25 protein-coding genes are annotated in these 26,263 nt (G+C 32.8%); 11 read left to right on the forward strand and 14 right to left on the reverse strand.

All coding sequences use genetic code 11. From position 1 onward, the window contains the following. The first annotated feature begins 103 nt into the window (after positions 1–103). Genes Q4Q34_RS06615 through hemB form a run of 4 tightly spaced genes read left to right on the forward strand, consistent with a single transcriptional unit; the run spans position 104 to position 3,320 of the window. Positions 104–859: an EI24 domain-containing protein gene (locus Q4Q34_RS06615; RefSeq protein ID WP_303316475.1), complete on the forward strand. Its 756-nt coding sequence runs from the start codon at positions 104–106 to the stop codon at positions 857–859. Continuing rightward, positions 852–1,394, forward strand: coding sequence for a GNAT family N-acetyltransferase (locus tag Q4Q34_RS06620; protein ID WP_303316476.1), 543 nt, complete (start codon positions 852–854; stop codon positions 1,392–1,394). The genes Q4Q34_RS06615 and Q4Q34_RS06620 overlap by 8 nt, the downstream gene beginning before the upstream one ends. Further along, positions 1,395–2,303, forward strand: coding sequence for an oxygen-dependent coproporphyrinogen oxidase (gene hemF, locus Q4Q34_RS06625; protein ID WP_303316477.1), 909 nt, complete (start codon positions 1,395–1,397; stop codon positions 2,301–2,303). Between the two features lie 27 nt (positions 2,304–2,330). After that, entirely contained in the window at positions 2,331–3,320 is a 990-nt protein-coding gene (gene hemB / locus Q4Q34_RS06630) for a porphobilinogen synthase (protein WP_303316478.1), read from the forward strand. A gap of 151 nt (positions 3,321–3,471) precedes the next feature. On the opposite strand, the gene Q4Q34_RS06635 is transcribed toward hemB, so the two are convergent. From Q4Q34_RS06635 to Q4Q34_RS06650, 4 genes are read right to left on the reverse strand one after another with little or no spacing between them, the layout of a single operon-like run. Then, positions 3,472–4,743, reverse strand: a complete 1,272-nt coding sequence (locus tag Q4Q34_RS06635; RefSeq protein ID WP_303316479.1) for a hypothetical protein — start codon at positions 4,741–4,743, stop codon at positions 3,472–3,474. Between the two features lie 17 nt (positions 4,744–4,760). Continuing rightward, positions 4,761–5,183: a hypothetical protein gene (locus Q4Q34_RS06640; RefSeq protein ID WP_303316480.1), complete on the reverse strand. Its 423-nt coding sequence runs from the start codon at positions 5,181–5,183 to the stop codon at positions 4,761–4,763. A gap of 23 nt (positions 5,184–5,206) precedes the next feature. Beyond that, positions 5,207–5,926 carry a hypothetical protein gene (locus tag Q4Q34_RS06645; protein ID WP_303316481.1) on the reverse strand — a complete coding sequence of 240 codons (720 nt, stop codon included), beginning with the start codon at positions 5,924–5,926 and terminating at the stop codon, positions 5,207–5,209. After that, positions 5,923–6,168 carry a hypothetical protein gene (locus Q4Q34_RS06650; protein WP_303316482.1) on the reverse strand — a complete coding sequence of 82 codons (246 nt, stop codon included), beginning with the start codon at positions 6,166–6,168 and terminating at the stop codon, positions 5,923–5,925. The genes Q4Q34_RS06645 and Q4Q34_RS06650 overlap by 4 nt, the downstream gene beginning before the upstream one ends. A gap of 130 nt (positions 6,169–6,298) precedes the next feature. Here Q4Q34_RS06650 and Q4Q34_RS06655 point away from each other — a divergent pair, with 130 nt between their 5' ends. Genes Q4Q34_RS06655 through Q4Q34_RS06680 form a run of 6 tightly spaced genes read left to right on the forward strand, consistent with a single transcriptional unit; the run spans position 6,299 to position 11,952 of the window. After that, a complete protein-coding gene (locus Q4Q34_RS06655) occupies positions 6,299–7,369 on the forward strand; it encodes a CNNM domain-containing protein (RefSeq protein ID WP_303316483.1) in 1,071 nt (356 codons plus the stop codon). A 12-nt stretch (positions 7,370–7,381) separates the two neighbouring features. After that, entirely contained in the window at positions 7,382–7,855 is a 474-nt protein-coding gene (locus tag Q4Q34_RS06660) for a methylated-DNA--[protein]-cysteine S-methyltransferase (RefSeq protein WP_303316484.1), read from the forward strand. A gap of 2 nt (positions 7,856–7,857) precedes the next feature. Then, complete coding sequence (locus tag Q4Q34_RS06665; RefSeq protein ID WP_303316485.1) at positions 7,858–8,388, forward strand: DUF4442 domain-containing protein; 531 nt, start codon at positions 7,858–7,860, stop codon at positions 8,386–8,388. A 32-nt stretch (positions 8,389–8,420) separates the two neighbouring features. Next, positions 8,421–9,566, forward strand: coding sequence for a serine hydrolase domain-containing protein (locus Q4Q34_RS06670; RefSeq protein WP_303316486.1), 1,146 nt, complete (start codon positions 8,421–8,423; stop codon positions 9,564–9,566). After that, positions 9,563–10,276, forward strand: coding sequence for a 3'-5' exonuclease (locus Q4Q34_RS06675; RefSeq protein WP_303316487.1), 714 nt, complete (start codon positions 9,563–9,565; stop codon positions 10,274–10,276). Before Q4Q34_RS06670 ends, Q4Q34_RS06675 begins: the two co-directional genes overlap by 4 nt. Continuing rightward, positions 10,276–11,952, forward strand: coding sequence for an ABC transporter ATP-binding protein (locus Q4Q34_RS06680; RefSeq protein WP_303316488.1), 1,677 nt, complete (start codon positions 10,276–10,278; stop codon positions 11,950–11,952). Before Q4Q34_RS06675 ends, Q4Q34_RS06680 begins: the two co-directional genes overlap by 1 nt. Positions 11,953–12,332: 380 nt before the next feature. Here the strand turns inward: Q4Q34_RS06680 and Q4Q34_RS06685 are convergent, their stop codons facing one another. The 10 genes from Q4Q34_RS06685 to trhO form a co-directional block, all read right to left on the reverse strand. After that, the gene (locus Q4Q34_RS06685) at positions 12,333–12,986 is read right to left on the reverse strand and encodes a CoA transferase subunit B (RefSeq protein WP_303316489.1); all 654 of its coding nucleotides are present in this window, start codon (positions 12,984–12,986) and stop codon (positions 12,333–12,335) included. A gap of 179 nt (positions 12,987–13,165) precedes the next feature. Next, the gene (locus Q4Q34_RS06690) at positions 13,166–13,867 is read right to left on the reverse strand and encodes a CoA transferase subunit A (RefSeq protein WP_303316490.1); all 702 of its coding nucleotides are present in this window, start codon (positions 13,865–13,867) and stop codon (positions 13,166–13,168) included. Between the two features lie 180 nt (positions 13,868–14,047). Next, the gene (locus tag Q4Q34_RS06695) at positions 14,048–16,384 is read right to left on the reverse strand and encodes a transglycosylase domain-containing protein (protein WP_303316491.1); all 2,337 of its coding nucleotides are present in this window, start codon (positions 16,382–16,384) and stop codon (positions 14,048–14,050) included. Positions 16,385–16,655: 271 nt separating this feature from the next. Beyond that, on the reverse strand, positions 16,656–18,989 hold the full coding sequence (locus Q4Q34_RS06700) for a penicillin-binding protein 1A (protein WP_303316492.1): 2,334 nt from the start codon (positions 18,987–18,989) through the stop codon (positions 16,656–16,658). Between the two features lie 69 nt (positions 18,990–19,058). After that, positions 19,059–19,553 carry a gliding motility lipoprotein GldH gene (locus Q4Q34_RS06705; RefSeq protein WP_303316493.1) on the reverse strand — a complete coding sequence of 165 codons (495 nt, stop codon included), beginning with the start codon at positions 19,551–19,553 and terminating at the stop codon, positions 19,059–19,061. Next, a complete protein-coding gene (locus tag Q4Q34_RS06710) occupies positions 19,540–20,733 on the reverse strand; it encodes a PSP1 domain-containing protein (RefSeq protein WP_303316494.1) in 1,194 nt (397 codons plus the stop codon). Before Q4Q34_RS06710 ends, Q4Q34_RS06705 begins: the two co-directional genes overlap by 14 nt. 115 nt (positions 20,734–20,848) lie before the next feature. Further along, complete coding sequence (locus Q4Q34_RS06715) at positions 20,849–21,079, reverse strand: ferredoxin (protein ID WP_303316495.1); 231 nt, start codon at positions 21,077–21,079, stop codon at positions 20,849–20,851. Next, entirely contained in the window at positions 21,079–22,323 is a 1,245-nt protein-coding gene (locus Q4Q34_RS06720; protein ID WP_303316496.1) for a peptidase U32 family protein, read from the reverse strand. The genes Q4Q34_RS06715 and Q4Q34_RS06720 overlap by 1 nt, the downstream gene beginning before the upstream one ends. A 30-nt stretch (positions 22,324–22,353) precedes the next feature. Further along, a complete protein-coding gene (locus Q4Q34_RS06725; protein WP_303316497.1) occupies positions 22,354–23,358 on the reverse strand; it encodes a radical SAM protein in 1,005 nt (334 codons plus the stop codon). Next, on the reverse strand, positions 23,355–24,425 hold the full coding sequence (gene trhO, locus Q4Q34_RS06730) for an oxygen-dependent tRNA uridine(34) hydroxylase TrhO (protein ID WP_303316498.1): 1,071 nt from the start codon (positions 24,423–24,425) through the stop codon (positions 23,355–23,357). Before trhO ends, Q4Q34_RS06725 begins: the two co-directional genes overlap by 4 nt. An 813-nt stretch (positions 24,426–25,238) precedes the next feature. On the opposite strand from trhO, the gene recA reads away from it, so the two are divergent. Then, on the forward strand, positions 25,239–26,237 hold the full coding sequence (recA, locus tag Q4Q34_RS06735) for a recombinase RecA (RefSeq protein ID WP_303316499.1): 999 nt from the start codon (positions 25,239–25,241) through the stop codon (positions 26,235–26,237). Positions 26,238–26,263: the final 26 nt, after the last annotated feature.

The following is a 26,263-nucleotide window of genomic DNA, read 5'->3' on the forward strand; positions in this document are numbered from 1 at the left end:
ACTACGTGAGTAAATAGCTTTAAATTTTTAATTATTTTGATAAATTTTAATAATTTAACGTAATTAATTCCCTCTCCTTTGGAGAGGGCTAGGGAGAAGCTTTATGATTAAAAACATAATATTAGGAATCAAAGCATATTTCGGGGCTTTTAGTTTAATCTCTAAACTAAAGCTTTGGAAATATTTTGCAATTCCTATGCTCATAAGTTTTATAACTGCTATTGTTGTTTTTACTTCAGCCTATGGATTATCTGATAATGTAGGGGCTTTTATTTCGAAAATCTGGATATGGGATTGGGGAAAAGAAACCTTTACAACAATTAGTTCTTTTATCGGCGGGCTCTTTATAGTTGTTATCGGGTTAATCCTTTTCAAACATATCATCATGGCATTATCAGCGCCATTTATGAGTCCTGTATCCGAAAAAATAGAAGCACATTTAACAGGAAATACACAACACGCACATAGAAACACAACATTTTTGCAACAACTTTGGCGTGGTATAAGAATTAATGGAAGAAACTTACTCATGGAACTCGTATTAACCATTCCAATACTTCTTTTAAAGTTTATACCGTTTGTTAATATCTTTTCTACTATATTACTCTTTTTAGTCCAAGCCTATTATGCTGGTTTTGGTAATATGGATTACACCTTAGAGCGCCATTTTAAATATCAGCAAAGCACGGCATTTGTTAGAAGAAATCGCGGTTTGGCCATTGGTAATGGTATTGTATTTATCTTGTTTTTATTAATTCCTGTTATTGGTGTTATACTGGTATTGCCATTATCGGTAACTGCCGCAACAACAAAAACAGTAGAAGCGCTTCAATTAAAAACCAAGCTTCATAATGCTTAGTTTTAATGGGTATCATATAGAACCTATCCAATTACAAGACGCTTGGAATTTATGCAATTTTATTACCGCAAATGAGGATCGGTTAAAACGCTATTTTCCTAAAACATTAGCACAAAATTTAACACCAGATTTATCCAAGTTCTTTGTAGAGAAAAAAGTAAAACAATTTAGCTTAAAAGAAGAGTTTCTGTTTACTATTAAAGAGAAAGTACCAAAGGAATTAGTTGGCTTGATTTATATAAAAGAACTTGACTGGGATAAAAAGCAAGGTGAGTTTGCTTATTGTATTGGCTACCCTTTTGAAGGAGAAGGAATCATGACTAAAGCTATTAGCTACTTATCAGATTTCGCTTTTTCTGACTTAAACTTAAAAACGCTTCAAATTATTGTTCACAAAGACAATATAGCCAGCGTAAGGGTTGCTGAAAATTGCAATTTCACATGGATTAAAACACTTAAAAATGAATATACTCCTCCTGGAGAAGCTTCTTTAAATATGGAATTATATGAATTATATAAAGAGATTGAACACTAAATGAAAGACAAATTCTATCAATACATACAAGATTTACAAGATCGCATCACATCAAAACTTGAAGCAATCGATGGTAAAGCTAAATTTCAACAAGATATATGGAAACGACCCGAAGGTGGTGGTGGACGTACCAGAGTTATTGAAAACGGACATGTTTTTGAAAAAGGAGGTGTAAATATTTCTGGTGTTCATGGCAAACTTCCAAAATCGATGCAAGCCTATTTTAAAGTAGGTGATGTTGATTTTTTCGCCTGTGGATTAAGTTTAGTGTTACACCCTAAAAACCCCATGGTTCCAACAGTTCATGCTAACTGGCGTTATTTTGAAATGTATGACAAACAAGGAGAAATTATTGATAGTTGGTTTGGTGGCGGACAAGATTTAACGCCTTATTATTTGTTTGAAGACGATGCTACACATTTTCATCAAACTTGTAAAACAGCTTGCGATAATCATAACCCAGAATTTTATCCAAAATATAAAGCCCGTTGCGACGAATATTTTTATAACGCACATCGTAATGAAGGTAGAGGTATAGGTGGTTTGTTTTTCGATTATTGTAAAGCTTCAGAAACCATGACCATGGAAAATTGGTATGACTTTGTAACCGAAGTTGGTGATAGTTTTTTGGAAGCTTACGTACCCATTGTTGAAAAACGGAAAGCATTAAAATACACAGAAGCCCAACGAAATTGGCAGGAAATTCGTCGCGGGCGTTATGTGGAGTTTAATTTAGTACATGATAAAGGAACCCTTTTTGGTCTAAAAACAAACGGGCGTATAGAAAGTATTTTAATGAGTTTACCTCCTCATGTACAATGGGTTTACGATCATCAACCTGAAGCTGGAAGTGAAGAAGAAAAATTAATAAATATTTTAAAAAACCCAATAGATTGGGTAAACAAATAAACGCATTAACGAATAAACGTTTTAAAAATGTATCCATTAAAAAGAAATAGAAGACTAAGAACTGGTGAAGCCATTCGTTCTTTAGTTCGTGAAACTATAATTACTCCTAATGATTTTTTAGTACCTCTGTTTGTTGTAGAAGGAAAAGGTATTAAAGATGAAATTCCATCCATGCCAAATTATTTCCGCTATAGTTTGGATTTACTTGAAGGTGAAGTAAAAGAATTATGGAAATTAGGTTTAAAATCGGTATTGCTTTTTGTAAAAGTTCCAGATAATTTAAAAGACAATAAAGGCTCAGAAGCTTTAAATCCTAACGGACTCATGCAACGTGCTATTAAAACGGTTAAAAATGCATGTCCTGATATGTTAGTTATGACTGATGTAGCCCTTGATCCTTATTCAGCCTACGGACATGATGGTATTATTGAAAACGGACAAGTTTTGAATGATGAAACTGTTGACGTTTTAAGTGAAATGAGTGTATCACATGCGGCGGCAGGTGCTAATTTTGTTGCTCCTAGTGATATGATGGATGGTCGCATTTTGTCTATTCGCGAAGCTTTAGAAGATGAAGGTTTTATCAATACTGGCATTATGAGCTACTCGGCAAAATATGCCTCAGCGTTTTATGGGCCTTTTCGTGATGCATTAGACTCTGCTCCTGTGGATTTAGCAGATATTCCAAAAGACAAAAAAACATATCAAATGGATTACGCTAATCGTTTTGAAGCTATTAGAGAAACCGAAATGGATATAGATGAAGGCGCCGATATTGTTATGGTAAAACCAGGTATTTCATATTTGGATATATTAAGAGAAATTAAAAATGACGTTGATGTTCCTGTTGCAGTATATCAGGTGTCCGGAGAATATGCTATGATTAAAGCAGCAGCAGAAAAAGGCTGGTTGGATCACGACCAAATTATGATGGAAACAACTACCGCATTTAAGCGTGCAGGTGCCGATATTATAGCTTCTTATTTTGCTAAAGACGTGATTAAGTTATTGTCCTAAATAAAAAGAGGGAATCCAAAAAGGCAAATAAAAATTGAATATCTGGTTGAGTGCAATCGAAACCTCCTTGTTTAATGAGGTATTTTAGTTCTCGACTGCGCTCGAACGGACAATCAAGAATCTTTAAAAACAGCATTTATTTTTTAAAGATTTACTTAGAAAAAAGAGATTCTCCAAGATTTAATCCCCAATTAATTCCTAACAAAGTAACAAGGTTATCATCTTGAGGAAAATCTTTACCAAACCCTCCCGTTATACTAATCTTTTTATTAACTTGATACGTTATGTTTCCGACCGATCTAAACTCATCTCCATCTCCCGAACGTTCTAAATACTCATAAGAAAATTTGAGTTTGTTTAGTTCAAGTTCCACCTTACCTCCATAATCCCAAAAGTGCTCTTTAAAATATTGGCCGCCACTATTTATATTAAATCCGTCATCAACATATTTCCCTATGCCATAAAAATGAAGGTAATTTTCATCATTAAATTTAACAGCTACATCCGCCGTCAACCAAGCTCCAAATCTATTGGCTGTCGATGAATTTATTTCATTTTCTTTAAAAAGCAAACTATGCCCAATAGCACCGTCTAATCGGAAAATAGGTTTTATCGTTTTAGGATTATTTACAAAGTTTTTAATGTTTTCACATCTGTCTTTAAAATATCCCGAGACCAGTTCTTCTTTAGTAATATTTAACTTATTGATACTCATTAATATGTTTTTTCCTCTTTCAGCAAAGGGATCTATATCATCCGAATCTTGAGTTGCTAATACTCTATCGATAAAATCTTTAGCCAAACCATGAAATTTATCGCTCAAAGCTTGATCTGTATCAATGGCACTACAACTTCCACTTCCGGGGATATTAATACCTTCGGCAATAAAATATTCTTCGAATAACTTATTTAAGGGGCTCGCAACCCCGTTATCTATTTCTTGGATTGTATTCTGGATTTTCTTTAACCTGTCTGCGTTGTAAAACTTTAAAATAGTTGTTCTATAACCTATAGCTAAGACTTTTTTTTCTTCTGCAAATCCTTCAAACTTTTTATCTATATAGCCCATCGAAAAAGAAGAATTTGTTTTTAAGCCAATAAACGGATCTATATAAGTCTTATTCTTTTCATTGGTTTTTATCCCTCTATATTTCTCATAGGAACGCTCTGTTTCAAAATCTATAAGCCAATAAGGGTTCACTTCAAGAGCTAAGTTTGTATTGGAAAATCCGTTAGATAAATATAAGCCAAGCGCTTTAAGATTATCCGGTGTATTAATTTGCGTGGGAGTTTCATCTAATAAAGTAAATGCTGGGTTGGTCGTACTTTCAAAATTAAAATCATTTATAGACGCTTTTTGTTGTGCTAATAATATAGAACAACCAAAAAAGAATAAAAACGGAATACATTTAATTTTTATCATTTCGCTTCATTTTGAAATTATGTAAATAATACTTCTATTCTTTTCGAAACACTAAACGTCTCATCATCTGCCCTTCCCATATCATACTCTTTATCGTTATTTTGATACTTTGATTCATAGTCTTTACTATTTAACGTATCTGTTAGGTTATACCTTATAGTTGTAGTCTTAACTATTTGCTCCTTTAAATCAATGTTATCGACAATAAAATTTGTTCTTATTTTAATGGTAGGTTTTCTTTCTAAACGAGTTTTTAAAATTTCTGCATGAAACTTATTGGAACCGGCTTTTTCCACGTTAACCTTTCTCCATTTTCTAGGTTCTTCTTTATTATAAATGGTAACTAAAACCTTATTAGAACCGTCCAAAAGAGCATCGCTTGAGGGTTTTATTATAATATCCAGAGGATTATCATCCAATTTAGTTTCAAAAGTTTCCATGGTTGTTTTATTCTTTTTAAATTCTATTTAATTGTAGTTTCTATAAGCTCTTCTATATTCTCAACGTCAAGCTTATAATCACAAAGTTTAGGGACATCTATAATCTTAATAATAGTATCCTTTTTTAAATTTACGAATTTTAGAGCTATTTTTTTATCTTCTGAAAACTTAGCTGCAATACTTATCATATTCTCTTTAATATGTCGTGTAATATTAATTTTTTGAGCCTTCTTATACGCTTTTAAATTCTCATCTTCATAATTTAAAATTTTATCTTTTCGTTTATCAACCTTTTCACGTTTTTCTCGCTCTTCTTTTTCTATATTAATAGAATACAAAGCTACAGAACCTCCAATTAAAATAGCTATAGTTGCCAAAGCAACCCACTTTTTAGCTTGAGTAATATCTTTTTTTAAACCATAAACTAACTTTCCATAAGCATCGTTAATTTGCAAAGGACTTCTCAAGTCCAGCTTTTCTAACTGCACACTTTGTCCTACCGAAATTTTAAACATTGCTAAAAACAGAATGATATAAGGTAAAACAAAAGCTAAATATACCTTCACATTGGTAGTGGAAGTAATTAAATTAGCTGTCAAACCAATTAGGGTATAAAACCCTAACAACGCTTTTAAATAATTATTGTAATTTGTTAAATGTTTATTGAGATCAACAAATGTCCCATGAACTGTTTCTTGACCTTTGGCAAGCCAAAAGCTATCAAAATCTTTTAATTCCCTCATTTTTGTTTTATTTTTAAGTATACTCTTTGACTATGTCCACAAGTACATTTAATGACTAGATAATCGTCAAACGTGTTTGTTTTTACTATTTCATTATGTCTTAAGGGATTAAACTCTACTTCTACAACTGGTCTGCTAATAACCGTATATATTGAAGAAATAATTACACTAAACGTTTCATTGCATTCTTTTTTTGCACAAGTAACTTCTGCAAGCTCATAGGATGGTTTTTTGGTTGTCATAAATTTGCTTTTTTTAATTATGCTATTAAATAAGAAACTCGAAAGAGAGAAAATCCATACCAACCAACAGTATTTACTTACACAAGTTACAAAATAAATTTTAACTATTTTAGCCATAAATTGATTTTTAATGAGTGCATTAATTTTTTGGGCAACAATTTCCATTTTCTTTTCTTTTTTATGCTCTATTTTAGAGGCTGTCCTGTTAACTGTTACACCAACATTTATAAACGTAAAAAAGCAGGAAGGTAAAGACTATGCATTTACATTAGAACGCTTAAAAAAAGATGTAGATAAGCCACTAATTGCTATACTTACTTTAAACACGATAGCACATACGTTGGGAGCGATGATGGTTGGTATCCAAGCCGAAAAACTGCCTTATAAAATAGAACTGGCTGGAATTAATACCGTTGGAGTTATTTCAGCTATTATGACCTTACTAATTTTAATTGCTTCCGAAATTATTCCAAAAACCATTGGTGCAACTTACTGGAAAGGCTTAGCAAATTTCACATCTAAAGCATTAACCATTTTAATTTTTCCTTTAAAATGGACAGGAATATTATGGCTTTTACAACTAACCACTAAACTCATTGGAGGTAAAGGTCATGGAAGTATACTAAGCCGCGAAGATTTTCATGCTATGACGGAAATCGCTCAGGAAAAAGGTGTGTTTCAAGAAAATGAAAGTAAAATCATTAAAAATTTATTGACTTTTAAAGAAGTTTTAGCAAAAGATATTATGACTCCCAGAACTGTTATGTTGACGGTTGATCAAAATACCACTGTTGAAGATTTTTTTAATACAAACATGAACCTTCGTTTTTCAAGAATCCCTATATATTCAAATGAACCAGACAACATAAAGGGGTTGGTGCTCAAAGATGAAGTCTTTAAAGAAATGGCGCTTAATCATGGAGATAAAAAACTATCCGATTTAAAAAGACCTATTATTATTGTTAATCGTAGTTTACCTATTCCAAATCTATTTGAACAATTAGTTGAAAGTAGAAATCATATGGCTTTGGTTGTTGATGAGTATGGTTCTGTAAATGGTTTAGTAACCATGGAAGATGCTATTGAAACATTGTTAGGTTTAGAAATTATGGACGAAAGCGATAATGTTTCAGATCTTCAACATCTGGCGCGTAAGAGCTGGGAAACAAGGGCTAAAAAACTAGGTATTTTGGATGAATAAACCAAAAAAACAATGGAAACTTGCATTATACAATCACCTTTAGGTTATACTAAAATAAATGGAGATCATCATGGAATCTCTTCTGTTAATGTTTTAAATTCTGAAGAAAAAGTAACCGAAATTATTCCCTTAGAGTTAGAAGACTGTGCACGTCAGCTTAAAGAATATTTTGAAGGAAAGCGCAATCAATTCAATCTAAAATTAAACCCTCAGGGAACCGATTTTCAAAAAAAAGTCTGGAAACTACTTGAGCAAATTCCCCATGGAAAAACACTTTCTTATTTAGAGTTATCTAAGCAATTAGGCGATGTAAAAGCAATTCGAGCAGTAGCAAATGCGAATGGAAAAAATCCCCTATGGATTATTGTCCCTTGTCACCGTGTTATTGGTAGTGATGGTAGTTTAACGGGTTATGCTGGTGGTTTACATCGTAAAAAATGGTTATTAGAGCATGAAAGCCCCTATAAGCAACAATCTCTTTTTTAAAAATGTACAGAATACTTACTAAAATCTTGAAACGCTTTTTATCTGATAAACAGATATATAAATATGGATTTAACTTATCACCTATGTATAGACGATCAACAGGTAAAGTTATTGAAGTGAGCGACAATTTGCATTATGTTAAAATAAAAATTCCCTTAAGTTTTAAAAATAGAAATTTTGTCGGATCTATATTTGGTGGTAGTTTATTTTCGGCTACAGACCCGATTTACATGATTCAACTTATGAATATTTTAGGTGAAGATTATATTGTTTGGGATAAAGCTGCATCTATAAAATATAAACGTCCAGGAAAAGATACACTATATTGTGAATTCGAGTTTAGTATTGATGAAATTAACACTTTTAAAAAGGATATATCCAACAAAGGTGAAATAGATATTGTAAAGACCCCAACGATAGTAGACAAAGAAGGGAACACCATAGCAGAATTGAGTAAAACTATTTATGTTGCCAATAAAGCATTCTATAAAGAAAAACGCAAACAGAAAGAAAGCTATAAATCTTCATTATAAATTATTATATTTAATCGAATAAAAAATTTATAATGAAATTACTCAAAAAACTTTTAAAATGGATCGCTATAATCATCGGTGTTATTATTCTATTACTTTACATTTTTGACTATAGCTATATTTTAAGGGGTGTCCGTATTGTTTACTTAACTGGGCACAAAACGGTTTTCATAGATGACTATCCTTACTTTGAAAATGATACTATTAAAAGCGGAGATAATTTTCAGCCTTGGTTATTACATAAAAAATATAATAATGCTAAACCTACCGAAAAATTAAATAAGATTAATAGTGAATTAGAAACTGTTGCCTATTTAATTATTAAAAATGATAGTATTTTTTACGAGTGGTACGCTCCTAATTATGGAAAAGAATCTAAGACAAATTCTTTTTCTGTAACAAAAAGCATTACTACATCTATGCTTGGCAAAGCTATTATGGATGGTTATATTAAAAGCTTAGACCAACCTGTTACTGACTTTTACCCAGAATATGGTGATATAAAAACAACTGTTGGTGATTTGGCTTCCATGGCTTCTGGTTTAAATTGGGTGGAACATTATACGAGCCCTTTTTCTCTAACTGCAAGAGCCAATTATGATGATGATTTAGCTGAAACCATTTTAAATCTTAAAGCAGTTAAAACACCAGGAAAAGAATTTGAATATTTAAGTGGAAACACTCAACTATTAGGCATGATAATTCAAAAAGCTACAGGAAAAACCTTAGCTAATTACCTTTCAGAAAGTTTTTGGAAACCAATGGGAGCATCTCAAGACGCATTATGGCAGGTAGATGACGAAGAAAACAGATTAGCAAAAACGTTTTGTTGTATCTCTAGTAATGCTAGGGATTTTGCGCGCTTTGGTAAGCTTTATAAAGATTATGGCAAATGGAATGGCAAACAAATTTTAGATTCTGTTTTTGTAGCAAAATCGATGTCACCCCGATTTGCCAATAGCCCAGAATATGGTTACGGATGGTGGATAAAAAAAATGAAAAAGAAACGTTTTTTTCTAATGCGAGGGCATCACAGTCAGTACATAATTGTTGAACCAAATGACAATGTGATTATTGTAAGATTAGGACACCATACCTCAGCTGATGAAGGTAAAAAACCTTTTACCATAGATACTGATATCTACATTGAAGAAGCCTATAAGATGTTAAATCAATGATTTCAAAACTAAATTTAGAAAATATCTTATTTCTAGACATTGAAACTGTTCCTGAAACACAGTATTTTTCAGAGTTAGATGAAGATAAACAAGCCCTTTGGGACAAAAAATCCCAATACCAACGCAAAGACGAATTTACCGCCGAAGAATTTTACGATCGTGCTGGGATTTGGGCTGAATTTGGAAAAATAGTCTGTATCTCCGTTGGATATTTTAATATTTTAAATGATGTACGCACCTTTAGAGTGACCTCATTTTATGGTGATGAAATTAAAATTTTAAAAGATTTTAAGAACTTATTAATCTCGCATTTTAGTGAAACAAAACATCTTCTCTGTGCTCATAATGGTAAAGAATTTGACTTTCCCTACATTGCACGTCGCATGATAATTAATAACATTGAATTACCTTATAAACTAAATCTCTTTGGAAAAAAGCCCTGGGAAGTACCTCATTTGGATACTTTAGAATTATGGAAATTTGGAGATTATAAAAGTTATACCTCATTAAAATTATTAACTAATGTTTTAGGAATTCCTTCACCAAAAGATGATATTGATGGTAGTGAAGTATATCGCGTATATTATGAAGAAAATGAAGTTGATAGAATTATTATTTATTGTGAAAAAGATACCATTGCTGTAGCTCAAATATTTTTAAGATTGCGCGGTGATGACCTTTTAATTGATGATGAAATTATTCACATTTAATGCAAGAAAACATTATTTTAAAGATTAAGGATCTTTCCATTTCATTTGGAAATAATGACGTGATTCACAATATTTCATATCATCTAAATAAAAATGAAATATTGGGTATTGTGGGAGAATCTGGCTCAGGAAAATCAGTATCCTCTTTGGCTATTTTAGGTTTGCTTCCAAAAAAGATTTCAAAAATCACCTCTGGCAGTATTATTTATAATAATAAAGATTTAACTAATCTTGCTCCAAAAGCATTTCAAAATATTCGAGGGAAAAAAATTGCCATGATTTTCCAGGAACCTATGAGTTCTTTAAACCCTTCAATGACCTGTGGAAAACAGGTTCAGGAAATATTATTACAGCATACTAAGCTTTCTAAACAAGAATCAAAAGATGAAACTATATTATTATTTGAAAAAGTAAAACTTCCAGACGCAGTAAGAGTCTATAACTCTTATCCACATGAAATTTCTGGCGGACAGAAACAACGTGTTATGATTGCCATGGCCATTGCTTGTAAACCAGATATTTTAATTGCTGATGAGCCAACCACAGCGCTAGATGTTACCGTTCAAAAGGAAATTATTAAACTACTAAAGACTTTACAAGTCGACACAAAAATGAGTGTTATTTTCATTACTCACGATTTGGCTTTAATTTCCGAAATAGCAGATAGAGTTTTAGTTATGTATAAAGGCGATATTGTTGAACAAGGTGATGTTTCAACTATTTTTAAAGCTCCAAAACATGTTTATACTAAAGCACTTATTAACTCACGTCCCTCTTTAGATACACGATTAAAAACATTACCAACTATAGACGATTATTTAAATAATACGACTTCAAATGACGTTATAACGATTGAGCAACGTAAACTTCAACATAAAAAACTATACAACAAAGCCCCTCTGCTAGAGGTTATAAATGTTGAAAAAGAATATATATCTAAATCAGGTTGGTTTACTAAACCAGAATCATTTAAGGCTGTAAACGATGTTAGTTTCAAGTTATACGAAGGCGAAACATTAGGGTTAGTAGGTGAATCTGGCTGTGGCAAATCTACACTAGGGAATGCCATCCTTCAATTAGACAAGGCAACTGCTGGACAAATATTATATAATGGAACTGATATTACTAAATTGCCTAATTCTGAAATTAAAAAGCTACGGAAAGATATCCAAATTATTTTTCAGGATCCATACTCCTCATTAAACCCCAGAATTCCTATTGGCGAAGCTATCATGGAGCCGATGAAGGTTCATAATCTTTTTTCGGATAGCGAACGAAAAGAAAAGGCTATTGATATTTTAAACCGTGTTGGCTTATCTGAAGATTATTTTGACCGTTATCCTCATGAATTTTCAGGGGGACAAAGACAGCGTATTGGAATTGCAAGAACCATTGCTTTACAACCCAAATTAATTGTGTGTGATGAGTCCGTTTCTGCATTAGACATATCGGTTCAAGCTCAAGTTTTAAACCTCTTGAATGAGCTTAAAGAAACTTTTGGCTTTACATATATTTTCATTTCACACGATTTGGCCGTTGTAAAATATATGTCCGATCAATTACTGGTAATGAATAAAGGTAAGATTGAAGAATTAGGTGATGCAGATGTTATCTATAGCACACCGAAAAAAGAATATACTAAAAAATTAATTGAAGCCATCCCTAAGGGATTATAACATAAATATCTTTTTTGTTAGATACAGTAGGCTTTTTAAAAATCGTAAATTCTCTTTAATGGTTTCTTTGAATCTACTTTCATTTAATGTAGGTTGTTCAGGTAGATTTGTTGCAAATTTCATAAGTTTTCAATTTATGGTAGATTTGGGGGAAATCTATTATAATATTTGGTTTCTTTTGGGGTTAACAAATATGGAACTTTTTTTCAATAAATCAGATTAAAAACATAAAAAATCGATGAAATGCATTTATTTTTAACATTTCCATCGAATGAATAATAATTTATATGCTTTCAAAGAATCTTTAATTAGAAATTTCTAATTAAAAAACCCTCAAGCATTCCTGCTTGAGGGTTTTTATTTTTTAGTCTAAGAATATATTACAATACCATTTCTGGAATATCTCTATCAACAATTAAGCTACCCTCGGTGGCATTTTTTATCTCTTCTACAGATACTCCTGGGGCACGTTCTAAAAGTTTAAACCCATTGTTTGTCACCTCAAGAACGGCCATATTAGTTACGATCTTTTTTACACAGCCTACACCTGTTAATGGCAATGAGCATTGTTTTAAAAGTTTAGATTCACCTCTTTTATTTGTATGCATCATAGCAACAATAATATTTTCTGCACTAGCAACTAAGTCCATCGCACCTCCCATACCCTTTACCATTTTACCTGGGATCTTCCAATTAGCTATATCTCCATTTTCTGCAACTTCCATAGCCCCCAAAATGGTTAGGTCTACATGTTGTCCTCGTATCATAGAGAAGCTCATTGCTGAATCAAAAAAACTAGCTCCTGGCAATGTCGTTATGGTTTGCTTTCCTGCATTTATAATATCGGCATCTTCTTCACCTTCAAATGGAAATGGCCCCATACCTAAAACACCATTTTCACTTTGAAATTCTACTTCTATATCGCTTCTTACATAATTTGCAACCAAAGTAGGTATACCTATTCCTAGGTTAACATAATATCCATTCTTTACTTCTTTAGCTATTCGTTTTGCTATTCCGGTTTTATCTAACATAATTTTGTCATTCCTGCGAAGGCAGGAATCTTTTTAATTAAAACTTAATTTTTAAAAGTGAATTCCTGCCTTCGCAGGAATGACAAGTAATCGCCTTGTTCTTTCTACTTTTTTTAATTCATCTAATGTAAATATTTATATATCCCCTCCCACTTACAAACATAGGGGATGACAATCACTTATTCCCTTGGTCTAACGGTTCGCTGTTCAATACGTTTTTCATAATGAGCTCCTTGAAAAATACGTTGCACAAAAATTCCAGGAATATGAATTTGATTGGGATCTAATGTCCCTAAGGGCACTAACTCTTCAACCTCAGCTACTGTTATTTTTGCAGCACCACACATATTGGGGTTAAAGTTCCTAGAGGTTCCTTTAAAAATTAAATTCCCTGCAGCATCTCCCTTCCATGCTTTTACAAATGCAAAATCGGCTTTAAAAGCATGCTCCAGCACATACATTTTTCCATCAAAATCTCTGGTTTCTTTACCTTCAGCTACTTCAGTCCCAAAACCTGCTGGTGTATAAACAGCTGGAAAACCGGCTTGTGCTGCACGACAACGCTCTGCTAAAGTTCCTTGAGGAATCAATTCTACATCTAATTCGCCTGAAAGCATTTGACGTTCAAACTCATCATTTTCACCCACATAAGATGAAACCATTTTCTTTATTTGTTTTTTTTGAAGAAGTAACCCTAATCCAAAATCATCAACGCCAGCATTATTTGAGATACATGTCAACCCTTTAACACCAAGTTTAACCAATTCAGAAATAGCATTTTCTGGAATACCACTAAGTCCAAAGCCTCCTAGCATGAGTGTCATGTTATCCGACACACCTTTTAAGGCATCTTGAACATTAGCAACTTTTTTATTAATCATTTTTATTAAATTTTTACTGTATAAATTTACGTATAATTGAATTATTTTTAAAATTATTACCCAATAAGTTCTTTATCAATAAAATTAAACGATTAATATAGAATTTTGCCCGTTGAAAAAACAATAAAAAAACCATTCGTTTCGAATGGTTTTTTTTATATATGCTAAAAAATTTATCTACTAAAAACCGCCTAAATCATCAGGGATATCATCATTGGTATCATCATCAATAGTCTCTGAGGCTTTAGAGCAATCTACATTAATAGATAAGTTTGCTGGTTCTTCAAACGCTTCTTTAGAAACATTTAATGTTTTATCTGCATAACAGCTTTTCATATATAAGCCCCAAATAGGTAATGCCATGGAAGCTCCTTGTCCGTAAGTTATAGATCTAAAATGTGCAGCTCTATCTTCTGCACCTACCCAAACACCTGTAACCAAATTAGGCACCATACCCATAAACCAACCATCACTCTGATTTTGAGTCGTTCCTGTCTTTCCTGCTATTGGGTTAGTAAATCCATAAGGGTAACCTGTTATTATTTCTTTGTACTCTGTTCTACTAGCTGCATATTTATGTCTTAACCTAGTTCCTGAACCTCCCTGTGTAACGCCTTCCATAAGTTTCACCGCAACATAAGCGGTTTCTTCATTTAAAACATCTCGTGTCTCTGGCTTAAATTGATATAAAATAGTTCCATTTTTATCTTCAATAGTGGTAACCATTACTGGTTTGGTATATACACCCTTATTGGCAAATGCAGCATAGGCTCCTACCATTTCGTAAACACTTATATCTGGGGTTCCTAAAGCTATGGACGGTACAGCTGGTATTTCAGACTCTATTCCTAAGTTTTTCGCTAAATCTACAACAGGTTGTGGCCCTACTTTATCAATTAACCTCGCAGTTATAGTATTTACAGAATTTGCCAAAGCATTCTTTAAAGTTCTAGTACCTCCATAATCATTCTCTCCTCCGGAATTTTTAGGACACCATTCTTCTGGATTACCGTGTTTATCTTTTTCTATACAAAAAGGCGTATCTGGAAATTCATCACAAGGCGAATAGTGTAATTGATCTATTGCTGCTGTATACACTAAAGGTTTAAATGTAGAGCCTATTTGACGTTTTCCCTGTTTTACCATGTCGTACTGAAAATGCCTATAATTCATACCGCCTACCCATGCTTTTACATGACCGGTTAAGGGATCCATAGACATCATTCCTGGTTTTAAAAACGATTTATAGTATCGCATAGAATCCATAGGTTTCATTATAGTATCCACTTCTGAAGGCTTACCGTCTTCCCATTTAAAGACTGTCATTTTAGTGGGCTTATCAAACGATGCTTCAATCTCGGCATCAGACTTTCCTGCTTTTTTTAATATTCTCCAGCGTTCGCCACGTCTCATAGAGCGTTTCATTAAAGCTTTTATTTCTTCTCTATCTAACTCTAAAAATGGGGCTGTAGGGTTCCTTTTGGGTGTATTTTGGTTAAAAAACTCAGCTTGCAGCCTAGGCATATGTTTTTGTACTGCTGCTTCAGCATATGTTTGCATACGTGAATCTATGGTTGTATAAATTTTCAACCCATCGTTATATAAACTATAATTTGTACCGTCTGGTTTCGGATTCTTCTTAATCCAGTCTTTCATAAAACCATCTAAATAACCTCTAAAATAAGTCGCAATACCATCTCGATGTGATTGTGGTGTGTAACGTAAATCCAACTCTGTTTTTTGAAGTGAATCTTTTACAGTTTCATTAATATAATCATAGTATTCCAATTGGTACAAAACAACATTACGTCTGTTTCTCACTCCAACTGGATTTCTTCTAGGATTATACAATGAAGAGTTCTTAAACATTCCAACCAACATGGCGGATTCTTTCATACTTAATTCACCTGGTTCTTTATCAAAATAGATAGCAGCCGCACTACGGATACCATCTGCGTTGTTACCAAAATCGTAAATATTAAAATATTGTGCTATAATTTCTTCTTTAGTATACTGACGCTCTAAGCGTATAGCTATAATCCACTCTCTAAGCTTTTGAGAAAGCTTTTCTATTATATTTGCTTTTTCTCTTCTATGAAATAATTGTTTTGCAAGTTGTTGAGAAATTGTACTAGCACCACCTTTTGTTCCTAAAAAAACAGCTGCTCTTATGGTTCCACGTGCATCAATTCCCGAATGCTCATGGAAACGTGCATCTTCAGTAGCAATCAAAGCATCTACCAAATTTTGTGGTAATTCATCATAACCAACAGGTGTTCTATTATCATTTAAATAAAACTTTCCTAAGGTTTTTCCATCAGATGAAATAATTTCAGTTGCTAAATGGGTTTTGGGGTTTTCTAACACGGTGTGATCAGGCATTTCACCAAAAGCACCCCATGAAGCTAATAAAAAAATAAGAATTACAAGAAGTACTCCTCCTGTAAATAACATCCAAAACCAACGTATGTACTTTGAGAAATCTTGAGTAGTGGTTGCTTGCTTTTTTTTTGCCATTAAACTTTATAATATTAATATTTTACTAGATATTATTCTGATAAAAATTCAGAATTATTAGAAATTCTATTTATTTGTTTTGAGGTTTTTCAATTCTAAAACCTATATCTGTGATCCCTTCAAGTTCTATAATACTATTAACCTTGCCATTTTCTCGCCTACTAGCGCTTGTTTGTAACGAGTGCTTTAAAACCTCACAAACGACACACAAAATATGATATCTTACCTAATTTTGCTCAAACATATCTTTTTTATTCTTTAAACAAATTTATTAAAATTTGTCTAAATCTTCAGGGATACTATTCCTAGAATCATCATTAATAATCTCTGAAACATCAGAGCAGTCTACATTTATAGATAGATCCTTTGGTTTTTTAAATGGTTCCTTAGAAATATTTAATGTTTCATCTGCATAACAACTTTTCATATATAAGCCCCAAATTGGTAATGCCATAGAAGCACCTTGTCCATAGGTTATGGATTTAAAATGTGCATGTCTATCTTCAGCTCCTACCCAAACCCCTGTTACTAGATTAGGTACCATACCCATAAACCAACCATCACTTTGGTTTTGCGTGGTTCCTGTTTTTCCCGCTATAGGATTTTTAAATTTATATGGATAGCCCGTGATTATTTTTCTATAATCTATTCTGTTAGCCTTATGATCATGTTTCAAGTTTGATCCTGAACCACTTTCTGTAACACCTTGTAGAAGATTCACAACAACATAAGCTGTTTCTTCGCTTAAAACATCTCGTGTTTCTGGTTTAAATTGATACAAAACAGTGCCATTTTTATCTTCAATGGTGGTAACCATGACGGGTTTCGTATATACGCCTTTGTTAACAAAAGTAGAATAAGCCCCCACCATTTCATAAAGACTTATCTCTGGAACGCCTAAAGCTATGGAAGGCACAACTGGGATTTCAGATTTAATCCCTAAGTTTCTTGCCAAATCTACAACAGGTTGCGGACCAACTTTATCGATCAATCTTGCTGTTATAGTATTTACAGATTTTGCCAAAGCATCTTTTAAAGTTCTGGTACCTCCATAGTCATTTTCACCATTAGCATTTTTAGGACACCATTCTTCTGGATTGCCATACTTGTTTTTTTCTATACAAAATGGTGTATCCGGAAATTCATCGCATGGTGAATAATGCAATTGATCTATTGCCGTTGCATAAACAAACGGCTTAAATGTAGAGCCCACTTGACGTTTTCCTTGGTTTACCATATCGTACTGAAAATGCCTGTAATTCATACCACCAACCCATGCTTTTACATGACCCGTTAACGGATCCATAGACATCATACCTGTCCTTAAAAAGGATTTGTAATATCGCATAGAATCAATAGGTTTCATGATTGTATCTACTTCTGCAGCTTTCCCTTCTATCCATTTAAAAACAGTCATTTTAGCTAGCTTATAGAATGACGCTTCAATCTCGACATCAGATTTTCCTTCTTTTTTTAATAGTCTCCATCGTTCACCTTGCTTCATCTTGCGCTTTAACAACTGATCTATTTCCTTTCGGCTAAGTTCTAAAAATGGAGCCGTAGGATTCTTTTCAGGCGTGTTTTGGTCAAAGAACTCGGCTTGTAACCTAGGTATGTGTTGTTGCACGGCTTTTTCTGCATATTGCTGCATACGATAATCTATGGTTGTATAAATTTTTAAACCATCTTTATTGATGTCATACGTTGTACCATCTGGTTTTGGGTTTTTCTTAACCCAATCTTTCATAAAGGCTCGTAAATACTCTCGGAAATAAGTAGCAACTCCATCTCGATGAGACTCAGGAGAATAATTTAAATCTAATGCTGTTTTTTGCAATGAGTCCTTAACTTTTTCAGTAATATATCCATACTTATACATTTGCGCCAACACCACATTACGTCTATTTCTTGTTAACTTAGGTCGTATCCTTGGGCTAAATAAATTTGAGTTTTTAAACATCCCCACTAACATAGCTGATTCTTTTAAATCTAAATCTTTGGGTTCTTTACCAAAATAAATACGTGCAGCACTTCTAATGCCGTCGGCATTATTTAAAAAGTCATAAATATTAAAATACTGAGCTATAATTTCTTCTTTAGTGTATTGACGTTCTAATCGTATAGAGATAACCCATTCCTTTATCTTTTGAGTATATTTGTCCCATCCTTTTGACCTAACACCAACAAATAATTGGCGTGCTAATTGTTGGGAAATAGTACTAGCCCCTCCTTTTTTTCCTAAAAAGAAAAACGCTCTTAAAGTTCCTCTTGGATCTATCCCAGAATGCTCTTTAAATCGTGCATCTTCTGTCGCAATTAACGCATCTACTAAATTTTGTGACAACTCGTCATAACTAACAGGCGTTCTATTCTCGTTTAGATAGAATTTACCTAAGGTTTTTCCATCAGATGAAATAATTTCGGATGCTAAATGGGTTTTAGGATTTTCTAATACAGTGTGGTCTGGCATTTTGCCAAAAGCACCCCATGAAGCGAGTAAAAAAAGAAGTATCACAAAAAAGACTCCCCCTGCAAATAACATCCAAAACCAACGTATGTATTTTGAAAAATCCTGAGTTGTTGTCGCTTTCTTTTTTTTTGACATTTAACTTTTAAGTGCTAAATATTTACTAGATTCAATTCTAAGAAAACTCAGAATTATTGGAAATTCTATTTATTTGTTTTGAGGTTTTTCAATTCTAAAACCAATGTCTGTGATCCCTTCAAGCTCTATAACACCATTAACCTTGCCATTTTCTCGCATGGCATGCTGTATGTTAACCGTATAGTCTCCTTTTTCTTTAAAAACAACTTGCTCTTTGTACCAAAGTTTATTTTCTTTAATATCAGTAAGTCCTATGCCTAAGAGTTTTCCGCTGGGATCTGCCATTCTATATTCCAACGTGTCTTTGATAGTTTTCCCATGAGGGAAACTCATTTCAACAATTAAAAACAAGTTATTATATCTATACGCATTTGTATTTCTCAAGTTAACGAACAAATTATACGCGTTTGTAGAATCTGGTGGGGTAACTTTAAAACTAATTATAGAGTCTTTGTGCCATTTATTTGGAACTGATTTGTAGGTATCGAAAACACGATTAGAATCGCAGGACACAAATGCCAAAAAAGAAATTAAAAGAAATAAGAATACATTATTTTGCTGCATTTTTACTGTTTTGAGGTTTTCTTTTCCTTTTGTTATTTCTATTGTTTTTATTGTTTCTTCTCTTATTATTTTTACGTTTATTATTGGACTTTGGACTATCAAAACGCGTTAAACTATCTTGTCCTACAACGTTTTCAAACTCTGCCTTAGTATCTTCTACTAATTCTGAAGCATACTCTTCAAGACTTGTTATTTTTTTATCCTTCTTGTTTAAGTCAATAATTTCATTGGCTTGCTTTGTTGTTATTTTATGCCAATGATTCCATTCCCCTTCATAAGCATACCACATATGTCCTTTAAAAATATCTGTTTTTTGACACACCGCAGTACCTTTTTCAGTATGTATTTTTGTATCCGTTTTAGGAAAGTTTTTTAATGCATCAAGATACGTGTCTAACTCATAGTTTAAGCAGCATTTTAATTTACCACATTGTCCTGCTAATTTTTGAGGGTTTAATGATAATTGCTGATATCTTGCTGCCGATGTGCTTACTGATCGGAAATCTGTTAACCAAGTTGAACAGCATAATTCACGACCACAAGATCCAATACCACCAAGCCTTGAAGCTTCTTGACGAAATCCAACCTGTTTCATTTCTATTCGCGTTCTAAACTCGCGAGCAAACACTTTTATAAGCTCTCTAAAATCAACACGTTCTTCGGCTGTATAATAAAAAGTGGCTTTACTGGCATCACCCTGAAATTCGATATCAGAAATTTTCATTTGCAATTTCAAATCGATTGCAAACTGACGCGCCCTTACCTTCATAGGTTCTTCCTTATCACGTGCAGACGACCAAATATCAATATCTTTTTGACTTGCTTTTCGGTAAACTTTTAATGCTTCTTCTTCATTATCCGATATGTTTTTACGCTTCATCTGAACGCGTACTAATTCCCCTGTAAGGGTAACCATACCAATATCATGTCCTGCTTTCGCTTGTGTAGCTACAATGTCACCAATGCTTAATGTTAAGTTTTCAGCATTCTTATAATATTCTTTTCTTCCATTTTTATAACGTACCTCAACCCAATTGTATGGTTTTTCTCCGTTTGGTAATGACATATTTGACAACCAATCGAAAACAGTTAGTTTGTTACAACTGTCTGTACCACAAGTACCATTATTTTTGCAGCCTTTAGGTTGACCGTCTTTAGTTGAGCAGCTTGCGCAAGCCATATACGTTATATATTGAATTCGCTAATAATTAGATTATTACGAATGAAGATTAATAATTCTTTTTGAAATGTAAAGATATGATTATTATGTTGACTTTAAAAAGCCAAAAAATTATTTAAATATTCTTAACACTAATTATATTTACAGGACAGGCTTTAGAGGCTTTATCACAGGCATCAAAAATAATATCATCGTTAGATTTTGCGGTAAAAAAACCTTTTTTATCTTTTGCGTGTAAAAGCACCGATTTACCATCTTTTTTTGACATTTGAAATTGATTTGGAGCCAATTCTACACAGTAATTACAACCAATACACTTATTTCTTTGTAAGGTAATAACAACCATTAAACCTCTACTTTATTTTCAACAATTTTATACAATTTATCCGAAGGTCTTATTCTAAATTCTAACGGTATTGTTATTGTATCTCCTTTAGAACCTGTTAGTAATTTCTCATCATTTACCAACATCTCATTAACCTCCATCTCTTTCGCTCCTGTTGTTGGTCCAGTTACTAAAATAGTGTCTCCAATAGAAACATCGTAAGCGTCAATTTTAAACTCACCTATTTTAGCTTTGGTATAAAAGTGTACGCCTTTACCAATATATACCTTTTTCTGAGTAGCATGAGATCCCGAGCCATTACTCCATTCTCCTAATTTCTGTCCCAAATAATACCCATTCCAAAACCCTCGATTGTAAACTTTTTCCAATTCCTGCATCCAGGAAACAACCTTTTCTTTATCATAAGTATTATTTTCAAGACTATCTATGGCATTTCTATAACACTTTATAACTCTGGCAACATATTCGGGTGCTCTACCCCGTCCTTCGATTTTCAATACTTTAATACCAGATTCTGCTACCTGATCTAAAATATCTATGGTGCATAAATCTTTAGGAGACATAATATACTCATTATCTAATTCCATTTCGAAACCCGTTTCCTGATCGATAACCGTATACTTTTTTCTGCAATTTTGTTTGCAAGCCCCTCTATTTGCCGATGAGTTTTGAGAATGCAAACTCATATAACATTTTCCAGAAACAGCCATACAAAGCGCACCATGACCAAATACTTCTATTTCAACTAATTTACCTGAAGGACCCTTTATTTGCTCTTTTTCAATGGCTTCTGTTATCTTTTTTACCTGACGTAAGCTCAATTCCCGACTTAACACCATAGTATCGGCAAACATGGCATAAAACTTAACCGTTTCTATGTTGGTAATATTAATTTGTGTTGAAATATGCACTTCTAAACCGAGTTCTCTCGCACAAGCTATTACTGCTTGATCCATTGCTATTACAGCAGTAATATCAGCTTCTTTTGCTTTTTTTACAAGTGTTTTTACAATGGATAAATCATGATCGTAAATAATAGTATTTAAGGTTAAATACGTTCTTACATGTTTTGCTTTACAACGTTTTGAAATTTCAGGTAAATCATCTAAAGTGAAGTTTATAGATGCTCTTGCTCTCATATTTAACTGCTCGACACCAAAATATACAGAGTCTGCTCCGTTATCTAGAGCAGCTTGAAGCGACTCAAAATTTCCTGCCGGAGCCATTAATTCTATCTGCTGCATTATATTATACTAAAGTCTTTCTTCATGTGTTTAATTCAGTTCAATTTCGTAATTTAAACGATTGGTAAAAGACGTTAACTCTTTTTTAGACTTAAAAATGTTTGAAAGCAGTTTCTTTCCCCATCCATTTTTTTTAGCATATTCATTAAAAGTTTCTTTTCTCCAATTAAAATCTTCTCTCCAAAAAGTATCTGGTGAAATGTAACAAAACGTATAATCATATATAAAGCTTGAGCTATTTACACTATTTCTTTTAGCAATTTTATCTGAAGCCAAAAGCGTTATATTATTTGCTACGCATTTTTCCTTTATTTGTTTAATTAATTTTGGATAATCCTCTCTTATATTATCCAAATTAAAATCATTATATTCCGTATTCCCTATTTTTCTAATTGGTCTAACCTGAAGAATATCAAAACTTTCTCCATCAAAATGCTCAAACAAATCACTCAATTCATAGAAATTATCTTTGTTAAATGTATAATTTATTCTTACGTGAAAATCATATTTTTTCTTTAACTTTTTAAATGTATTGAATACTTCATGAAACTTCTCATAACTTGCTTTTTTCATAAAGCTTTCATAAGTTGCTTTAGTTACTCCATGCAATGAAATAGTAAATTCATTCAACCCAGCTTCTAAAAGCTCTTGAATTTTATATTCATTCAATAAATTAGCATTCGTTGTTAAACTGATATAAGGTACTTTATATTCTTTCCCTAATTTTACAATATCAGATAATTTTTTGTAAAGGGTGGGCTCTGTCCCACAACCTATTTGAAGCTTAAGAGCACGCTTAAATATTCTTTTTGCCACTAAATCAAGATCTTCTTCTTTAAATTGACCTTTAAGTTTTTTTACATATTCTTTATCTGTAAAATAGCACATTTTACAGCGTAGATTACAAGCTAATACAGGATCTAAATTTACGGCCAAATAACGTTTATTAAAAACATGAAGTAACCATATAGCAAAGAACTTTAACCTATGACCTTTAATCTTTCTATTGAGCTTTAAAAGCTTATAAATATTCATCCTATTTTTTTTAAAGTCTCAAAAATATTCCTCAAACCCTTTTCGTTTGGTAAATGATCTGCACGTCCTTTTTTGAAAATATCATTACTATTTCCTTGTCCTTTACGCAATTCTTTTTGCGCTTCGTAAGGCAACCTGTTTATTTCCATACACGTAGTAGAACAACAGTTTTCCATCGCTTCTTTGCAAGAATCACATTGAATAAACAGTAAATGGCAAGCTTCATTAGCGCAATTGGTATGTACATCAAACGGATTTCCACATTGATGACAATTCGCAATAACGTCATCACTAATACGTTCTGCTCTACGATCATCAAAAACAAAGTTCTGACCTAAAAATTTATTCTCTAGGTTATCTTCTTTTACTTGTCTTGTATATTCAATAATACCTCCTTCTAATTGATAGACATTTTTAAATCCTTTATGCTTAAAATAAGCACTTGCTTTTTCGCAACGAATCCCTCCTGTGCAATACATAACAAGGTTTTTATCTTCCTTATGTGTTTTTAAATTATCTTCTATGATATCTAAAGATTCTCTAAAAGTATCTACATCTGGCGTTATGGCATTTTTAAAATGTCCTATCTCACTTTCGTAATGGTTACGCATATCTACCAAAACTGTTTTTTCATCTTCTATAAGATTATTAAACTGTTCTGCCCCAACATGAACACCTTTATTGGTGACATCGAACGTATCATCATTTAAACCATCGGCAACAATTTTGTTGCGCACCTTTACTTTTAGCTTTAAAAACGATTTATTATCTTGTTCTACCGCTATATTTAATCGAATATCTTTTAAAAATGATACCGTATCTAAATGGGCTTTAAACTCATTAAAGCGATCGGCAGGTAATGATAATTGACCATTAATGCCTTCGTGAGCCACATAGATTCTACCCAGAACATCTAATGCGTCCCAAGTAATAAACAAATGATCTCTGAAAATTTGTGGATTGCCAATTTTGGCGTATTGGTAAAAAGAAAGTGTTAATCGATTTTTTCCTGCTTTATCAATTAATTCTGCTCTTTCTTTTGCGCTTAATTTATTGTACAGTTGCATGCTATACTAATTTATAAGGTTAAAGAATTCCCATCATAACCTTCCCAAAGGGAAGAAAAATGAAACTTAAGTGCAAAAGTACAATTTTATACAGAAGTGAGAAAGTAAATTCCTAATGGTAGATTTTACGGTATTTATACTTAAAAAAACCTGCTCTTATAACTACCATATGTAAGCAAAAATGATTAGGTATAATAACCAAATAAAAGAGTTTAGACACTAATTTACTTAACTAGAATAATTCGTGTCTTCTTTATAAATATGTAAACATGATAACCACTGACAAGAAGGTTTAACTTACAAGTTTTAATTACAAAGTGAATTTTGAGGTATCAATTTTAAGATCCCGCTGAAAAAGCGGGATTAATTCAACTTACAAGTTTTAGTTCGTTTAATAACTCCTAAAACTTGAGTTTCACTAATAAAAAAAGTGCTTTATGTTTAATAAAGTGCTTTTTCTTGACTAATCCGTGGTTAAAATATTAATTTATTTTTTTCTAACTAATATATCACGGTTTTAGCCACCATCGGCTTTACAATTACTATTTACAATAATAGCAACTGGAACACCTAATACGTTTATTAAAATTGTTTGTTTGAAAAATTTCATTTAATTCTTTTCCATAGTAAAATTTCCCACTCTATTTAATAGATGTAAAATATGCTGAAAGGTTGCGTTATGCTATTTGTTTTTATTTTTTAGATTAGCAAAGAGGCCTTTTTTATTTCTAAATTTATGTTGAAAACTATTATTGTATCATCATAAAAGATATAGTATTTTAGCAAGCATAACTTCAGAAAAAAAATTTATAAATGAGCAGCGAAAAAGAAGCTAAATTAAAAGCACTTAAACTTACATTAGATAAATTAGATAAAGCATACGGCAAAGGAACTGTAATGAAAATGAGCGATGCAGCCGTACAAGATGTAGAAGCCATTTCATCTGGCTCTTTAGGTTTAGATATTGCTTTAGGCGTTGGGGGTTATCCACGCGGACGTGTTATAGAAATTTATGGTCCAGAATCTTCTGGTAAAACCACCCTTACATTACATGCTATTGCTGAGGCTCAAAAAGCTGGAGGCATTGCTGCTTTTATTGATGCTGAACATGCTTTTGATAGGTTTTATGCCGAAAAGCTGGGAGTAGATATTGACAACTTAATTATATCGCAACCAGATAATGGTGAGCAAGCTCTTGAAATTGCCGATAATTTAATTCGCTCGGGGGCTATTGATATTGTTGTGGTCGATTCTGTAGCTGCATTAACACCTAAAAGTGAAATTGAAGGTGAAATGGGAGACTCTAAGATGGGCTTACATGCTCGCTTAATGTCTCAAGCTTTAAGAAAGCTTACAGCCTCTATTAGTAAAACCAATTGTACTGTTATATTCATTAACCAATTACGTGAAAAAATTGGTGTTATGTTTGGCAACCCAGAAACTACTACAGGTGGTAATGCCTTAAAATTCTATGCCTCTGTTAGATTAGACATTAGACGTTCAACTCAGATTAAAGAAACTGATGGAAGTGTTGCTGGTAATAAAACCCGAGTAAAAGTGGTTAAAAATAAAGTCGCGCCTCCTTTCAAAATGGCAGAATTTGATATTATGTATGGCGAAGGTGTCTCTAAAGTTGGTGAAGTTTTAGACTTGGCTGTAGAGTTTGAAATTGTAAAGAAAAGCGGTTCTTGGTTTAGTTATGAAGACACCAAACTAGGGCAAGGGCGAGATGCCGTCAAAGCACTCATAAAAGATAACCCCGAGCTCATGGACGAACTCGAAGGAAAAGTTAGAAAATTAGTAACAGAATAGTTAAAAAAATCCCGTTAATTCGGGAT

This window comes from Flavivirga abyssicola, from assembly GCF_030540775.2.
In the GTDB taxonomy this organism is placed as follows: Bacteria; Bacteroidota; Bacteroidia; order Flavobacteriales; family Flavobacteriaceae; genus Flavivirga; species Flavivirga abyssicola.

Coding starts and splice junctions, on each gene's coding strand:
- Q4Q34_RS06615 (WP_303316475.1), top strand. CDS start 104: ATGATTAAAAACATAATATTAGGAATCAAAGCATATTTCGGGGCTTTT.
- Q4Q34_RS06620 (WP_303316476.1), top strand. CDS start 852: ATGCTTAGTTTTAATGGGTATCATATAGAACCTATCCAATTACAAGAC.
- hemF (WP_303316477.1), top strand. CDS start 1,395: ATGAAAGACAAATTCTATCAATACATACAAGATTTACAAGATCGCATC.
- hemB (WP_303316478.1), top strand. CDS start 2,331: ATGTATCCATTAAAAAGAAATAGAAGACTAAGAACTGGTGAAGCCATT.
- Q4Q34_RS06635 (WP_303316479.1), bottom strand. CDS start 4,743: ATGATAAAAATTAAATGTATTCCGTTTTTATTCTTTTTTGGTTGTTCT.
- Q4Q34_RS06640 (WP_303316480.1), bottom strand. CDS start 5,183: ATGGAAACTTTTGAAACTAAATTGGATGATAATCCTCTGGATATTATA.
- Q4Q34_RS06645 (WP_303316481.1), bottom strand. CDS start 5,926: ATGAGGGAATTAAAAGATTTTGATAGCTTTTGGCTTGCCAAAGGTCAA.
- Q4Q34_RS06650 (WP_303316482.1), bottom strand. CDS start 6,168: ATGACAACCAAAAAACCATCCTATGAGCTTGCAGAAGTTACTTGTGCA.
- Q4Q34_RS06655 (WP_303316483.1), top strand. CDS start 6,299: ATGAGTGCATTAATTTTTTGGGCAACAATTTCCATTTTCTTTTCTTTT.
- Q4Q34_RS06660 (WP_303316484.1), top strand. CDS start 7,382: ATGGAAACTTGCATTATACAATCACCTTTAGGTTATACTAAAATAAAT.
- Q4Q34_RS06665 (WP_303316485.1), top strand. CDS start 7,858: ATGTACAGAATACTTACTAAAATCTTGAAACGCTTTTTATCTGATAAA.
- Q4Q34_RS06670 (WP_303316486.1), top strand. CDS start 8,421: ATGAAATTACTCAAAAAACTTTTAAAATGGATCGCTATAATCATCGGT.
- Q4Q34_RS06675 (WP_303316487.1), top strand. CDS start 9,563: ATGATTTCAAAACTAAATTTAGAAAATATCTTATTTCTAGACATTGAA.
- Q4Q34_RS06680 (WP_303316488.1), top strand. CDS start 10,276: ATGCAAGAAAACATTATTTTAAAGATTAAGGATCTTTCCATTTCATTT.
- Q4Q34_RS06685 (WP_303316489.1), bottom strand. CDS start 12,986: ATGTTAGATAAAACCGGAATAGCAAAACGAATAGCTAAAGAAGTAAAG.
- Q4Q34_RS06690 (WP_303316490.1), bottom strand. CDS start 13,867: ATGATTAATAAAAAAGTTGCTAATGTTCAAGATGCCTTAAAAGGTGTG.
- Q4Q34_RS06695 (WP_303316491.1), bottom strand. CDS start 16,384: ATGGCAAAAAAAAAGCAAGCAACCACTACTCAAGATTTCTCAAAGTAC.
- Q4Q34_RS06700 (WP_303316492.1), bottom strand. CDS start 18,989: ATGTCAAAAAAAAAGAAAGCGACAACAACTCAGGATTTTTCAAAATAC.
- Q4Q34_RS06705 (WP_303316493.1), bottom strand. CDS start 19,553: ATGCAGCAAAATAATGTATTCTTATTTCTTTTAATTTCTTTTTTGGCA.
- Q4Q34_RS06710 (WP_303316494.1), bottom strand. CDS start 20,733: ATGGCTTGCGCAAGCTGCTCAACTAAAGACGGTCAACCTAAAGGCTGC.
- Q4Q34_RS06715 (WP_303316495.1), bottom strand. CDS start 21,079: ATGGTTGTTATTACCTTACAAAGAAATAAGTGTATTGGTTGTAATTAC.
- Q4Q34_RS06720 (WP_303316496.1), bottom strand. CDS start 22,323: ATGCAGCAGATAGAATTAATGGCTCCGGCAGGAAATTTTGAGTCGCTT.
- Q4Q34_RS06725 (WP_303316497.1), bottom strand. CDS start 23,358: ATGAATATTTATAAGCTTTTAAAGCTCAATAGAAAGATTAAAGGTCAT.
- trhO (WP_303316498.1), bottom strand. CDS start 24,425: ATGCAACTGTACAATAAATTAAGCGCAAAAGAAAGAGCAGAATTAATT.
- recA (WP_303316499.1), top strand. CDS start 25,239: ATGAGCAGCGAAAAAGAAGCTAAATTAAAAGCACTTAAACTTACATTA.